Origin of the sequence: Nocardioides sp. Kera G14 (assembly GCF_020715565.1) — a bacterium.
Classification (GTDB): domain Bacteria; phylum Actinomycetota; class Actinomycetes; order Propionibacteriales; family Nocardioidaceae; genus Nocardioides.
The window spans coordinates 3,126,415-3,140,372 of the sequence record NZ_CP085839.1; the positions used below are offsets into that span (position 1 = coordinate 3,126,415).

Here is a 13,958-nt window from a genome sequence, read left to right on the forward strand (position 1 = left end):
AGCCACATCATAAAGTGAATCACGATTCATCCTTGACGTGAAGTTCATTTTTTCATTCCTGAGCGAGGGAGCGCCTGTCCCATGACTGCACATGCCACCGAGGAAGAGGTCCGCAACGCCAGCCGGCTGGAGGCCGATGTCGTCGTCGTCGGCCTGGGCCCGGTCGGACTCCTTGCCGCCATCAAGCTGGGCCGGGCCGGTCACACCGTTGTGGGCGTCGAGCGGCACTCGAAGCCGTATCCGCTGCCACGTGCGGTCACGTTCGACCATGAGATCGCGCGCATCCTCAAGGGCATCGGCATCGATCCGGAGACCGACCCGGCGATCGTCTGGTACGAGGACCGCTACCCGATGATCACTGCTGACGGCCAGACGCTCCAGGAGGTCGACTGGATCAGCCGCAATCCTGACGGCTTCCGCAACCGGTACTGGTTCTACCAACCGCTGCTGGAGGACCGGCTCCGCCAGATCGCCGCCGCGACGCCCGGGGTGACCCTGCTCGCGGGATACCAGGCCGTCGAGATCGGCGAGTCCGACTTGGGCGTCACTGCGGAGTTCCACAAGTCCAAGAAGGACGAGACCGGCGAGCGGATCCTCGACGGATCCGAGGCCCTGTTCGTGACGGCCCGCTATGGCTTGGGCTCGGACGGCGCCAACAGCTTCGTGCGCACCTCACTGGGCCTGGAGATGACGGACCTGCAGTTCTACTACGACTGGATCGTCACCGACATGATCATGCATGAGGAACGCACGTTCGACCCGGTGCACTACCAGATCTGCGACCCCGCAAGACCGACGACCGTGGTCCCCGGCGGTGCACCCGACCGACGCCGCTGGGAGTTCATGCTGCTCCCTGGGGAGACGCCCGGGCAGTGGGCCGACCCTGAGTCGGTGTGGCCGCTGCTCGCCGAGTTCGACGTGACACCCCAGAACGCCGAGATCCACCGGTCGGTGGTCTGGCGCTTCCAGGCGAAGTACGCCGAGACGTGGCGGAAGGGCCGGTGGATGATCGCCGGTGACGCCGCACACCTGATGCCACCCTTCGCGGGAGAGGGCATGTGCGCGGGCCTCCGTGACGTCATGAACCTCAGCTGGCGCCTCTCCCTCGCTCTGGAAGGCAAGGCCGACGATGCGATCCTGGACGGCTACGGCGCCGAGCGGCAGCCGCACGCCAAGGGGTTCATCGAGTTCTCCGTCGGGATGGGCGAGGTCATCTGTGTGACCGACCCGGAGAAGGCAGCCGAGCGCAACGCCCGGATGATCGCCGAGTGGGACGCGATCAAGGAGAACGGCCCGCTCTGGCCCGCGGACAACCCGCTCGGTCCGGGCGCCTGGCTCGGAGAGTACGGCGGCCTGCCCGGGCGTCAGGGGACGGTCACCTTCCAAGGCCGCACCGGCCCGTGGGATGACATCGTCGGTGCCTCGTGGGCGCTGCTGACCTCGGCCCCTGCGGCGGCGACCGTCACCGAGGACACCAAGTCCCTGCTCAAAGAACTCGAGGGCGTGGCGGTCACCGTCGGCCCGGAAGGTTCGGGCGCCGACGTACTGGATGTGGAAGGGACCTATGCGCAGTGGTTCGCCGACACCGGCGCTGACCATCTCGTCATCCGTCCCGACTACTACGTGGCGGCGGCCGTGGCGGGAGAGGACGTCAACGACGTCGTACGCCGGCTGGCCGAGGCCGTCGCGTTGAAGGTGGTCGCATGAGCGCGGCGTCGGTCGAGGCCGAGATCCGCGCGCTGGAGGATCGCCGCTTCCGGGCGATGCTGGACGGCGACGTCGAGACGCTGCGCGAGCTGCTCTCGGAACGGCTGATGTACACCCACACGGACGGCCGGGTCGACACCAAGGAGTCCTACCTCGCCACCCTCGCCGGAGGCGGGCCCTACGTGGAGATCGACCACCCGGTCCGGGAGCTCGTCGCCGACGACCATGTGGCGCTGGTGAGCGGAGCCATGGTCGCGACCCTGGACAAGGGTGGCGTCGTGAGTCGGCTCGACAACGCGACGCTGTCGGTCTGGCTCAACGAGGAGGGCACCTGGCGCTACGCCGCCTTCCAGCCCACGCCACGTTCCTGACCCGCCAGTAAGAAGGGGCACGGTCCGATCGGACCGTGCCCCTTCTGCTGCGTCGGGATCAGGCCCTGACCCGGTAGTGGACCGGGAAGACCTGCAGCTTCCCGCGCGTCACCAGGCCCCACAGGCCCTGAGGGGCAAGCAGGACGATCACAATCGCGACCACGCCGAGGACGACCATGTACCAGGTCCCGAGGTCGGCGAGCTGGTTCTGCAGGACCCAGTAGACGACCGCCCCGACGACCGGCCCCTCGATGGTGCCGATGCCACCGATGATGACGATGAAGATCATCGCGGCGGTGTAGTTCACCGAGTAGTTGGAGTCGGGCGCCACCCGCAGGTTGTTGATCGCGATCAGCGCCCCCGCCAGGCCGGCTCCCGCCGCTGCAGCGAGGTAGACGATGCGCCGGCCGCGGTCGACCCGGACGCCCACGTTGGCGGCCGCGACGCGCTCGTCACGGATGGCGGTGAGGCCAAGACCGACCTTGCTCCGCATCAGGAGATACGTGCCGAGAACGACCACGACCGTGACGGCGAGCGAAAGCCAGTAGACGGTGGCGACCCGGCTGACCCGGTCCACGCCACGGAACGCGCCGAGGGACAGCCCGGTGCCCCCACCGAGTGCGTCGAACTGGGTGGTGAGGAGCTTGATGACCTCCGCGATCACCCACGTGCCGATCGCGAAGTAGCCGCCAACGAGCCGGAACACGAGGAACGAGGCAAGGAAGGCGATCACGACACAGACCACAGCCGCGAGCACGACCGACAGCACCAAGGGGACACCGAGGGTGTCGGCGATGTAGAACGTGCCGTAGCCACCGACCCCGATGTAGGCCTGCTGGCCGACCGAGACCATGCCGCCGTACCCGGCCAGCAGGTTCCACGTGGTACCCAGGATAACAAGCGTGAAGAGGCCGACGAGGTCGGTGAGCTGGCCGAGCGTCACCACGTAGGGGACCACGGCGGCCAGGAGGACCACCGCCACGGCGAGGACGGCGAAGGCGATCCCGCCCTTGAGGTCCCCGCGCGCGACCCTCACCGCCGCGGGCGCGGCCGTGCTGACGGCGGGGCTTGTGGCGGCGCTCATCAGGCGACCTTCACTTTCGACATCAGGCCCTGCGGCCGGAGCAGCAGGACGGCGAGGAAGACGAGGTGGCCGGCGAGGATTCCCCACGCCGGGTCGATCTGGGCCCCGACGGTCTGGGCCACGCCGAGGACCATGGCGCCGACGAAGGTGCCCCACAAGGATCCGAGACCGCCGATGATGACCGCCTCGAAGGCGAAGATCAGCACGAGGTCGCCGTACCCGGGGCTGAAGACGGTGCTCATCCCGATCACGACGCCGGCGAGGGCGACCGTGGCCACGGCGATCCCCGTCGCGAGGCCGTACACATGGGCGTTGTTGATGCCCATGATCCGTGCGGTGTCCGGGTCGTCGCTCGTCGCGCGCATCGCGCGGCCCTGCGTGGTGCGACCGAGGAAGAGCTCGATGCCGGCGAAGACAAGGGCGGCGAGGATCAGCACCAGCAGGGAGAACCACCCGACCGAGATGTCGTCGGTGACCTTGAGCGAAGCGGTCTCGAGCGAGCCCGCCGAGAGGTGGCGGGAGTCGGCGCTGAACTTCTCCTGGAGCAGGTTGACCACGACGATGCTGAGGCCGAAGGAGACCAACAGCGGCTCCAGCTCACCTGCCCGCAGGGCGCGGTTGAAGAGCCCGCGCTGGAGCAGGTAGCCGACACCGGCGAAGACGATCACCGTCACAACCAGCGAGAGCCAGACCGGCAGGCCGAGCGTCTCGACGCACCAGAGGGCGCCGTAGGCCGCCGCGACGGCGATCGTACCGTGGGCGAGGTTGACGATCCGCATCACGCCGAACATCAGTGAGAGGCCGCAGGCCAGCAGCGCGTACTGGCCGCCGAGCAGGGCTCCTTGGACGACTGCGTTGATCCACTCCATCAGCTGGCCTCCCTGTCCAGACCGAAGTAGGCCGCCGCCATCTGGTCGCGGCTGAACTCGTCGGCGCGCCCCTCCAGGACCGTGCGGCCCTCGAGCAGGCACTGCACGCGATCGGCGACCGAGAGCGCCTGACTGAGGTCCTGCTCGACGACTAGGACCGTCGTGCCCTGGGCGGTGATCGCGGGCATGGCGGCGTAGATCTCCTTGACGACGACGGGGGCCAGGCCGAGGGAGACCTCGTCCAGGAGCAGCAGCCGTGGGTTGCTCATCAAGGCGCGCGCGATGGCCGCGGCCTGCTGCTCGCCGCCCGAGAGGTGGGCGCCGTACCGGGCACGGCGATCGGCGACGAGCGGGAAGGTCTCGTAGATCCGCTTCAGGTCCCACGGTCCCGGCCGCTTGCGATAGGCGCCGACGAGGAGGTTCTCCTCGATGGTGAGGCTCGGGAAGATCTTGCGGCCCTCCGGCGTGAGCGCGATGCCGGCCTCGACCCGCCGATAGGTCGGTAGGACGGCGATGTCCTCGCCGTCGTACCAGATCGCGCCGTCGGTGGCCGGCATCAGGCCGGCGATGGTCTTGAGCAGGGTCGACTTGCCGGCGCCGTTGGCGCCGATGACGGCGAGGGTCTCACCCTCGGTGAGGGTCAGGTCGATGCCGTAGAGAGCGCGGAAGTCGCCGTAGTGGGTGCTGACGCCCTCCAGTTGGAGCAGGGTGCTCATGCGAGGTCACCCGCCCCCGCGACCGCGCCGAGGTAGACCTCGACGACCTTGGGGTGGGCCATCACCTCGGCGACCCCGCCACGGGCGATGATCTCGCCGCCCGCGAGACATATCGCGGAATCAGCGATGTCGTTGAGGGCATGGACGACGTGCTCGATCCAGACGATGGTGACGCCCTCGGCCTTGAGTGTCTTGAGCACCTGGATGAGTTCCGGCAGCTCGTGCTCGGAGAGGCCACCGGCGATCTCGTCGAGAAGGATGAGCTTCGGCTCCGTAGCCAGGGCACGGGCGAGCTCCAGCCGCTTGCGGTCCAACAGCCGCAGCGCGCCGGCCTTCTCGTTGACATGGCGGCCCATTCCGGCCGTCTCGATGGCCGAGGCCGCACGCTCGTAGGCATGGTGACCGCGCTGGCCTCCGCCGAAGCTGGCGGCGACGAGGACGTTCTCGAAGACGGTCATGCCGGAGAACGGCCGAGGAACCTGGAAGGTCCGGGCGATCCCCATGGCGCTCCGACGGGCGGCAGGGACATGCGTGAGGTCATGGCCGTCATAGGTGATCGTGCCGGCGTCCGCCTTGAGGGCGCCGCTGATCATGGACAGCAGGGTGGATTTGCCGGCGCCGTTGGGCCCGAGCACCGCGAGCGCACCGCCGGACGGCACCTCGAAAGAGATGCCGTCCGCGGTCACCACGGCGCCGAACCTCTTGGAAAGGCCGTCGACGCGGAGGAGTGGGGTCATGTCAGCGCTCCGAGGGTCCGAAGGTCGGCGGTCACCACGTGAGCGCTTCGGGCTTGCCGCCCAGAGGCGTCTCGGGGTCGAGCGAGTTCTCCACGACGACCAGGTCGAACTGGTACTTGCTGCCCGACTTGTTGAGCCGCCACTGACCACCGGCGACCGGCGTCTTCGCGACGTACGACGGCACGCTGCTGTCCGTGCCCCAGCTGACCTTGCCGACGATGGTGTCGACGGAGAGACCGTCGAAGGCCTTGTTGAGGGCGTCCGGGTCGGTCGAGCCGGCCTTCTGGAGCGCCGCCGTGGCGACCTCGAAGAGCGCCTCGGCGAAGCCGAGCGGCTGGCTCCACTGCTTGCCTGTCGTCGACTCGTAGTCGTCGGCCAGCGCCTGTGACGTCTGGCCGGTCAGCGAGCTGGTGAACGCCGAGGTCGGGTGCCACCAGACCTCGGTGGCGACGTTGTTGCCGATCTTGCCGACCGACTCCACGACGCTCGGGAAGAGCATCGCCTTGCCGATGGTTGCGACCTTGGGCTTGAAGCCCTGCTGGGCGGCCTGCTTCCAGAACGTGGTGAAGTCGGGCGGGATCGGGAGGCCGACCATCACGTCGTTGCCCTTGAACTTGGCGATCTGCGCCGAGAAGTCTTTCGTGCCGTCGGTGTAGGCGCCCGGGTTGTTGATCGTGACGCCCGAGTCCTTGGTCAGGGCGGGGAAGTTCGCTGCCCATGCCGAGCCGTCGGCGTCATTGGGGAACAGCCCTGCGGCCTTGCCGTTGTTGGGAATCGCCTTCCAGATATTCGAGTAGACCTTCGCGACGTCCTCCAGGCCCCAGAAGAAGTGGTGGCTGTACTTCAGGTCGGCGGGCTTGTCACCACTGCGGATCGCGAACGGCTGCCACGGGCTCACGCTCGTCAGGCACGGGATCGAGTTGGCCTCGCACTGCTCCGAGACGGGGTTGTCGATCGTCGGCGTACCGTCGGCGAAGAGGAGGTCGGCACCATCGTTGTTGATGAGGTCGGCCGCGACCTCGCCGGCACGGGAGGTGTCCGACTGCGAGTCGGCCGTGACGATCTTGACCTTGAACTCCTTGTCACCCGCCTTGATCGGGTGGTCCTGGAAGTACGCCTTCATCTTGTCGACCACGTAGTTGTTCGGCGTGCTGAAGTCCGCCAGTGAGCCGGTGTCCGTGGTGACGAAACCGATGGTGAAGGTGTCCGAGTCACCGCCGCCGGCGGCACCGCCGCCGACGCCGCCTCCGCAGGCGGCCAGTGCGAGTGTGGAGGCCGTCGCGACCGCCGTTACCCCGATAGGACGAACGAACTTCATCTCATCTCCCTGCTGTGAACGCGCCGAACGCGCGTGATGTGGCTCACAGCATGGTGTGACCGGCGTCACCCGGTGCCCGCCGCGGCGAAGGGTGGCGGAAATCGGAAGAAATGACTCAGCGAAAGCGCTTCGGGTGCTCACGGCGCAGTCTGCAGAGACACCTCGCCGAGCTGCTCGATCTCCGCCACGACGGTGGTTCCGGGCTCGAGGGCAACGTCTGGAGTGGCGGCGCCCGCGAGCAGGATCGCGCCCCCGGTGAGGGGATGACCGTGGACCGCCGCAAGGCGTCGCACCGCGGACGGCGCATGGAGCGGGTCACCCAGGATCGCTCCGGTCGAGCCGCTCGTCGCAATCGCTCCGTCGATCTTGAGCTGCACGTCCAGCGCCGCGAGGTCAGAGTGTCGACACAGCTCCGCCAGCGGCCGCCACTGGCCCACGACGTAACGACAGGCCGAGGTGTTGTCCGCAACCACGTCCTCCAAGCTGAAGGAGAAGTTCCGGAAGCGACTGTCGATGACCTCCATGGCGGGCGCGACGTGGGTGACATGCTCGAGGAGATCGACACCTATGTCCGTCGGGTCGATCTCACCGGCCCGGGGATCGATCAGGAAGGCAACTTCCGGCTCGACGCGGGGATGAAGCAGCCCCTCGAGCTCGAGCACAGCGCCGGGGGCCAGCTCCATGCGGTCGGTGAGGAAGCCGAGAATGACATCGGAGACGCCCATCTGGAGCGCCTTCTCCCTGCTCGTGAATCCCAGCTTGAGCCCGGTGACCCGCTCGCCGCGCTTCCGACGCAGCTGCACACCGAGCAACTGGATCGCATAGGCCTCGGACAGCGACAGGCCGGCGGCTTCGGCGACCTGCTCGACAGGGGTCGCCGAGAGCTCGGCCTGCCCGAGCTTGGCGGCGATGGCAGCAAGATCAGCAGATGGCAGGTTCACGCGCGATTCCCCTCGACACTCTGGCGACTCGGACTCTGTGTCGATCCGTCCACGGCCGCGAGCTTCTCAGCCAGCGTCACGTCGCCGTTGGCCCAGTGGGTGGCGGGGACCTCGGTGACGACGACGCGTACCGTCTCCGGGGCGGCATCCAGTGCCTCGACCACCGCGCGAGTGAGGTTGTGGATGAGGGTGCGCACCGCGTGTTCGCCGCGGCCCTCTCGGATGGTCACGTGGACGTGGGGCATGGGAACTCCGATCAGAGTCAGTTGTAGGAGCGCTCAACAGCCCATCGGGGGGCCGGGAGGGATGGCGGGCCGCCGCCCTCGGTCAGGAGTGCCGCAACGCGTAGTGCTGTGCCAGCAGACTCTTTCCGTAGTCGTTGCCGTTGGGCTCACGCACGATGGTGTGGATGTGATCGCGCATCGGCTCGTCGTAGTCCAGGAAGATCCCCGGGTGGCTGTCGTACTCGACCAGCAGCACGGGAGAATGGATCCGGTAGTAGAAGGCGGAGACGTCGTCGTGTCCGCCCATCCACGCCACGTGGGTGTCGTCGAGGTGGCGCTGCACCTGCTCCATCTTCAGTCGCGCATGGCCCTCCGGCAGACGTCGTACGTACAGCTCGACCAGCTCGAGCAGCTGATCCTGCTGGGCGCCGCTGAGCTCCGAGGCGTTCACACCCTCGTACGGAATGACGCGGTTGTCCTGTCCTGCGCCTGCCAGATGACGGCCGTTGAAGGGCCCGGACAGCTCCTCGGGCAGGTCGGCATTGAGGATCGAAGGGAAGAGGACCGCCTTGTCGGCCTGAGCATCCGTGAACGTCCGTCGAAGCGCGAGCGCTCGACCGGTCTCCCACTCGAACAGACGCGTTCCGGCGTACGTCCCCTGTTCGGAGAACGAGGGCTCTGCACCGACGAACACAGGGGCGAGCACCACCTGCGTGCCGACGAAGACAAAGTTGAGGTCGAGGTGATGTCCCATCAACTGCCACCCCCACGGAGCGTCGGTCGACGGCTCGCCGAAGATCGTCATCCAGTAGGTGAACTCCGTGAGCGTCTCCGCGTAGTCGTCGACGATCTCGCCCAAGGCGCCGTTGAGACGCATCGCGTCTCGTACGGTGCGGTATCCCTCCGGACTCAAGCTCGCTTCGATCAGCGCGAGGGCGGCGTCGCGCTCCTTCTCGCTCAGCCGCGCGAGCTGGACCCCTTTGGGCACCCAGCTGGTGAAGGCGTTCGTCCATCGCCGCCAATTCGGCGAGTCCATCGGATGGGACGACACGGTGCGGAAGTGCGGCCGAAGCGTCGCGAGGTAGGTGCGGGCCGCTTCCTCGGCCATCGAGACCGGGATGCCGGTTTCAGCGAGGGTGTATAACCCCTGTTGCGGGGTGCCGTCGGCGGTGACCCCTATGTAGGGATCGAGGTAGTTCCGCTCCGCGGCCGTCAACTCATAGGCGGCCACCGGTCCGAGGAGCTCTGGGTGGAGATGTCCGTCGATGAACGGATAGAACCCCTTCGGACGTACGCGAAACCCGCTGCCCGTCTCGGCCGATCCGCCGGCTTCGGTGGAGCTGATCGAGGTGGTCACTGACGCCTCCCTATCTGCGAGCCTTGCCGGCGGCGAGCACAACGATGTAACTTGCGTTTCGCATTGCGAGATCGAGAAGTCGTAATGCGAACGGACTGTAATGACTGCCACGCCATGAGACAAGCCCGTGGCGACGGATGGAGGCAGAGATGACCGCTCTCGAGCAGTCGGACGGCGAGCAGTCGCCGGGCTCGCGGATCGCCGTGATCGCCAAGAGTGCCCGCGTGCTGGACGTCCTCGCCGAGCGACCGCGAGGGTCGACACCCAGCGAGGTCGGTGAGCTGCTCAAGATCAACAGGAGCACCGCCTTCCGCCTGCTCACGTCGCTGGAGCAGGCCGGACTGCTCCAGCGCGACGCAGGCAGCGGCCGGTATCGGCTCGGCATGAAGATGCTCCGTTACGCCGAGTCGGTGCGCAGCGGAATCGGGATCATCCGCGTTGCCGAGCCGACGATGTGGGCCCTGGAAGAGCAACTGCGGCAGACGGTCTATCTCTCGGTCCGCTCTGGATGGGGCGCCACCTGCGTCGAGCGCCTGCCGGGTCGCCATGTCGACGTACTGGCATGGAAGAGCGGTCAGTGGCTCCCGTTCCATGTGGGCGCCGGACCCCAGGCCATCCTCGCCGCCTTGGACGACGCCGAGGTCGACCGGTACCTGAGCAACGGGGGCGAGCGGCTCACCCGTCAAGGCACGCTGACTGGGGAGGACGTCCGCCGATCGGTCGCGCGCACGCGCGAACAGGGCTGGGCGCTGAACCGTGAGGGGCTCACCGCAGGGGTCGCCTCGCTGGGCGTGGCCGTCAGTGACGCGGCAGGGTCACCACTCTGTGCTCTCTCCGTCGCAGGGCTCGAAGCAGACTTCCAGGGCGAGGCACTGGCGTCCACGGCCAGCGCCGTAACGGCCGCGGGCGATCGGCTCAGGAACGACCTCATCGCCTGACTCCGCACCGTCGATCCCGGTCGAACCGGCAGTGATGGAGGTGCCAGATAGCTTCCCGGCGTGGCGGCTGGCCCCACGGCGATGCGCTTCAAGCCGAAGAGGTGGCACGCGTCCTGACATCAACGCAGAGCGACCGGGAGCTTCTGCTGCAGTTCCTCGAGCGTGATACCGAAGGTCTCGCGGACGCTCACACCGTCGGGACCGACGTCGAAGACGCCGTAGTCGGTGTAGACCCGGCTGACACAGCCGACGCCGGTGAGCGGCATCGTGCAGGCCTCGACCAGCTTGGAGCTGCCGTCCTTCGCGAAGAGGCTCATCATCACGTAGACGTCCTTGGCGCCGATGGCCAGATCCATCGCACCACCGACGGCGGGGATGTCGCCCGGCTTGCCCGTCGACCAGTTGGCGAGGTCACCGTTGGCGGCGACCTGGAAGGCGCCGAGGACGCAGACGTCGAGGTGGCCGCCGCGCATCATCGCGAAGGAGTCGGCGTGGTGGAAGTAGGAGCAGCCGGGCGTCTCGATGACGGGGACCTTGCCGGCGTTGGTGAGGTCGGCATCGACCTCGTCACCGTCCGCCTTGCGGCCCATTCCGAGCATGCCGTTCTCGGTATGCAGGACGACGTTGACGTTGCCCTGCTCGTCCTTGGGCAGATGGTCGGCGATCTTCGTCGGCTGGCCGATGCCGAGGTTCACGAAGGACCCTTCGGGGATGTCGCGGGCGATGACGGCCGCGAGCTCGTCCATGGTCAGCGGCTGGTCGGTCGTCGTGTTCATCGTGCTCCCTCGACGGTGTAGTGACGGGCCTCGACCTGGACGACCCGGTCGACGTAGATCGATGGCGTGACAACGGCCTCGGGATCGAGCGTGCCGGTGGGCACCACCTCGTTGACCTGGACGATCGTCGTCGCGGCCGCGGTCGCCATGACGGGACCGAAGTTGCGGGCGGTCTTGCGGTAGACGAGGTTGCCCATCTGGTCTGCCCTGTGGGCGGAGAGGAGCGCGTAGTCGCCCTTGATCGGGTATTCGAGGATGTAGCGCCTGCCGTCGATCTCGCGCTCCTCCTTGCCCTCGGCCAGCGGCGTGCCGACAGCGGTCGGGCAGAAGAACGCACCGATGCCGGCGCCGGCGGCCCGCATCCGCTCGGCGAGGTTGCCCTGCGGGACCACCTCGAGCTCGATCTTCCCCGCGCGGTAGAGCTCGTCGAAGACGTAGGAGTCGACCTGGCGCGGGAAGGAGCAGAGGATCTTCCGTACCCGCCCGGCCTTGAGCAGTGCAGCGAGGCCGACCTCGGCATTGCCGGCGTTGTTGGCGACGATCGTGAGGTCCTTGGCGCCCTGGCGGATCAGCGCGTCGATCAGGTCGAACGGCATGCCGGCCAGGCCGAAGCCGCCGACGAGGATGGTGGATCCGTCCTCGATTCCGGCGACGGCCTCGTCGGTGGTCTCGAGGATGCTGGTCCGGCCCATCAGTGGGCCCCGCCCTCGAGCTCGGTGTTCTCCAGGACCAGCGCGAGGGCCTGGCCGACGCCGATGCAGATCGCGGCGACGCCGTACCGCTGCTTCTTCTCCTTGAGTACGGCGGCGAGGGTACCGATCAGGCGTCCACCGGAGGCACCCAGCGGGTGACCGATCGCGATCGCGCCACCCTTGACGTTGACGATCTCCGGGTCGATCTTCCAGGCGTCGACGCAGGCCAGGGACTGGACGGCGAAGGCCTCGTTGAGCTCGACGGCACCGACATCACCCCACGCGATCCCGGCACTGGCGAGGGCGCGGTTGGCCGCCTCCACCGGGGCGAAGCCGAAGTCCTGCGGGTCGAGGGCGAAGACGCCGCGCCCGGCGATGCGGGCGATCGGGTCGCTGCCGATGCTCGCGGCAGCCTTCTCCGAACCGAGCAGCACGGCCGAGGCGCCGTCGTTGAGCGGGCTGGCGTTGCCGGCGGTGATGGTGCCGTCCTTGCGGAAGACGGGCTTGAGTCCACCGAGGGTCTCGGTGGTCGAGTTGGCGCGGATGCCCTCGTCGCGGGTCAAGTCACCCACCGGAGTGACGAGGTCGTCGTAGAAGCCGCTCTCCCAGGCGGCGGCCGCGAGCTGGTGGGAGCGGGCCGCGAAGGCGTCCTGGCGCTCGCGGCTGATGCCGAAGCGCTCCTGGAGCTGCTCATTCGCCTCGCCCAGGGAGACGGTCCACTCCTTCGGCATCCGCTCGTTCACGAGGCGCCAGCCGAGGGTGGTGGAGACCAGCGTCTCGTTACCGGCCGGGAAGGCACGCGACGGCTTGGGAAGGACCCACGGGGCGCGGGTCATGGACTCGACCCCGCCGGTGAGCACGAGGTCAGCGTCACCGGTGTCGATGGCACGGGAGCCGATGATGGCGGCGTCGAGGGAGGAACCACAGAGGCGGTTGACCGTCGTCGCGGGGACGGAGGTCGGCAGGCCGGCCAGCAGGAGCCCCATCCGGCCGACGTTGCGGTTGTCCTCGCCGGCCTGGTTGGCACAGCCCCAGACGGTGTCCTCGATCAGGCTCGCGTCGAGACCGGTCTTCCCCACGAGGGAGGAGATGACGGTCGCGGCGAGGTCATCGGGGCGCTGGTCGGCGAGCGAGCCGTTGAACTTCCCGAAGGGCGTACGGGTGGCGGCAAAGACATAGGCCATACCCACGACAGTACGCCGCCACTTCGATACGCTGAAGTATCAATATCTGTCGCGATTGAGAGGCTGGCGATATGGATCTTCGCCAACTCGGCTACTTCGTCGCCGTTGCGGAGGAGCTCCACTTCGGCCGTGCCGCCGAGCGGCTCCACATGGCGCAGCCGCCGCTCTCCCAAGCGATCCGGAGCCTCGAGGCCGACCTCGGCACACCTCTCCTGCACCGCACCACACGCAGGGTCGAGCTGACCGACGCCGGCCGCGCCTACCTCCAGCGGGCCCGTGCGATCCTCGCGTCGGTCGACGCGGCGGCACAGGAGGCGAGGCTCGTCGCGGCCGGCGCGATCGGACATCTCGCCATCGGCTGCGTCGGGTCGGCGACGTACTCCGTCCTGCCGGCCCTCTCCCGGCGGCTGGCCGCCGAACTGCCGGGCGTCGACTTCTCCTTCCGCGGCGAGATGCTCGTGCCCGACCAGGTCGAGGCGCTGCGCACCGGCGAGATCGACGTCGCGCTGCTGCGACCACCGATCCCCGACGCGTCGCTGGCCATCTCGACCCTCCGGCACGACCGGCTCGTGGTCGCCCTGCCGACCGAGCATCCCCTCGCCGGGCGACGTCAGATCAGTCCCGCCGCGCTGCGCGGCGTCGACCTGATCGTCCATTCCGCCGACCGCCGTTCGATGATGTACGACGTCGTCCTCCGCCTCGCCCACGACGCCGGCGTCGAGCCGCGGATCCGGCACGAGGTCGGCGAGACGTCGACGCTCATCACGCTGGTGGCGGGAGGCCTCGGCGTGGCGATCGTGCCCGAGCCGGTGACCGCGCTGGCGCTGGACGGCGTGGTCTACCGGCCCCTGACCCGGCCCGTCACCACCGTCGACCTCGCCGTCGCACACCGCGCCGACCGCGGCGAGCCGCACCTCCTCCGGACGGTCGAGACGATCCGGGCGGTGGTCTGATCGGTCATTCGGGAGAGCGGAACCGATCCCTCGTTTCGGGCCGCCCGGTGTTAACGTCGAACGGCTGAGGGACGGGCTGACGAGGGAGAAG

General features: G+C 68.1%; 15 protein-coding genes. 4 read left to right on the forward strand and 11 right to left on the reverse strand.

The features are described from left to right. The first annotated feature begins 81 nt into the window (after positions 1–81). Together LH076_RS15290 and LH076_RS15295 are read left to right on the forward strand one after the other, a co-directional pair. Positions 82–1,707 carry a bifunctional 3-(3-hydroxy-phenyl)propionate/3-hydroxycinnamic acid hydroxylase gene (locus tag LH076_RS15290; RefSeq protein ID WP_227781613.1) on the forward strand — a complete coding sequence of 542 codons (1,626 nt, stop codon included), beginning with the start codon at positions 82–84 and terminating at the stop codon, positions 1,705–1,707. After that, positions 1,704–2,078 (forward strand): nuclear transport factor 2 family protein, encoded by a 375-nt coding sequence (locus tag LH076_RS15295; protein ID WP_227781614.1) that lies wholly within the window; start codon positions 1,704–1,706, stop codon positions 2,076–2,078. Before LH076_RS15290 ends, LH076_RS15295 begins: the two co-directional genes overlap by 4 nt. 58 nt (positions 2,079–2,136) lie before the next feature. On the opposite strand, the gene LH076_RS15300 is transcribed toward LH076_RS15295, so the two are convergent. From LH076_RS15300 to LH076_RS15335, 8 genes are all read right to left on the reverse strand, one after another. Beyond that, positions 2,137–3,162 (reverse strand): branched-chain amino acid ABC transporter permease, encoded by a 1,026-nt coding sequence (locus LH076_RS15300; protein ID WP_227781615.1) that lies wholly within the window; start codon positions 3,160–3,162, stop codon positions 2,137–2,139. Continuing rightward, on the reverse strand, positions 3,162–4,031 hold the full coding sequence (locus LH076_RS15305; RefSeq protein ID WP_227781616.1) for a branched-chain amino acid ABC transporter permease: 870 nt from the start codon (positions 4,029–4,031) through the stop codon (positions 3,162–3,164). Before LH076_RS15305 ends, LH076_RS15300 begins: the two co-directional genes overlap by 1 nt. Beyond that, a complete protein-coding gene (locus LH076_RS15310; protein ID WP_227781617.1) occupies positions 4,031–4,747 on the reverse strand; it encodes an ABC transporter ATP-binding protein in 717 nt (238 codons plus the stop codon). The genes LH076_RS15305 and LH076_RS15310 overlap by 1 nt, the downstream gene beginning before the upstream one ends. Beyond that, positions 4,744–5,484 (reverse strand): ABC transporter ATP-binding protein, encoded by a 741-nt coding sequence (locus LH076_RS15315; RefSeq protein WP_227781618.1) that lies wholly within the window; start codon positions 5,482–5,484, stop codon positions 4,744–4,746. Before LH076_RS15315 ends, LH076_RS15310 begins: the two co-directional genes overlap by 4 nt. Positions 5,485–5,515: 31 nt before the next feature. Then, positions 5,516–6,802, reverse strand: a complete 1,287-nt coding sequence (locus LH076_RS15320) for an ABC transporter substrate-binding protein (RefSeq protein WP_227781619.1) — start codon at positions 6,800–6,802, stop codon at positions 5,516–5,518. Between the two features lie 137 nt (positions 6,803–6,939). Then, positions 6,940–7,743 (reverse strand): 2-keto-4-pentenoate hydratase, encoded by an 804-nt coding sequence (locus LH076_RS15325; protein WP_227781620.1) that lies wholly within the window; start codon positions 7,741–7,743, stop codon positions 6,940–6,942. Continuing rightward, positions 7,740–7,988 carry a tautomerase family protein gene (locus LH076_RS15330; protein WP_227781621.1) on the reverse strand — a complete coding sequence of 83 codons (249 nt, stop codon included), beginning with the start codon at positions 7,986–7,988 and terminating at the stop codon, positions 7,740–7,742. Before LH076_RS15330 ends, LH076_RS15325 begins: the two co-directional genes overlap by 4 nt. A gap of 82 nt (positions 7,989–8,070) precedes the next feature. Next, complete coding sequence (locus LH076_RS15335; RefSeq protein ID WP_227781622.1) at positions 8,071–9,324, reverse strand: DUF3500 domain-containing protein; 1,254 nt, start codon at positions 9,322–9,324, stop codon at positions 8,071–8,073. Between the two features lie 149 nt (positions 9,325–9,473). On the opposite strand from LH076_RS15335, the gene LH076_RS15340 reads away from it, so the two are divergent. Beyond that, the gene (locus LH076_RS15340) at positions 9,474–10,262 is read left to right on the forward strand and encodes an IclR family transcriptional regulator (RefSeq protein ID WP_227781623.1); all 789 of its coding nucleotides are present in this window, start codon (positions 9,474–9,476) and stop codon (positions 10,260–10,262) included. A gap of 119 nt (positions 10,263–10,381) precedes the next feature. Here LH076_RS15340 and LH076_RS15345 read toward each other — a convergent pair whose 3' ends face one another. The 3 genes from LH076_RS15345 to LH076_RS15355 are packed head-to-tail and all read right to left on the reverse strand — an operon-like array spanning position 10,382 to position 12,914. Then, entirely contained in the window at positions 10,382–11,038 is a 657-nt protein-coding gene (locus LH076_RS15345; protein WP_227781624.1) for a CoA-transferase, read from the reverse strand. Then, positions 11,035–11,730, reverse strand: a complete 696-nt coding sequence (locus LH076_RS15350) for a 3-oxoacid CoA-transferase subunit A (RefSeq protein WP_227781625.1) — start codon at positions 11,728–11,730, stop codon at positions 11,035–11,037. The genes LH076_RS15345 and LH076_RS15350 overlap by 4 nt, the downstream gene beginning before the upstream one ends. Further along, positions 11,730–12,914 (reverse strand): thiolase family protein, encoded by a 1,185-nt coding sequence (locus LH076_RS15355; RefSeq protein WP_227781626.1) that lies wholly within the window; start codon positions 12,912–12,914, stop codon positions 11,730–11,732. The genes LH076_RS15350 and LH076_RS15355 overlap by 1 nt, the downstream gene beginning before the upstream one ends. Before the next feature lie 71 nt (positions 12,915–12,985). Here LH076_RS15355 and LH076_RS15360 point away from each other — a divergent pair, with 71 nt between their 5' ends. Further along, positions 12,986–13,867, forward strand: a complete 882-nt coding sequence (locus LH076_RS15360) for a LysR substrate-binding domain-containing protein (protein WP_227781627.1) — start codon at positions 12,986–12,988, stop codon at positions 13,865–13,867. Positions 13,868–13,958: the final 91 nt, after the last annotated feature.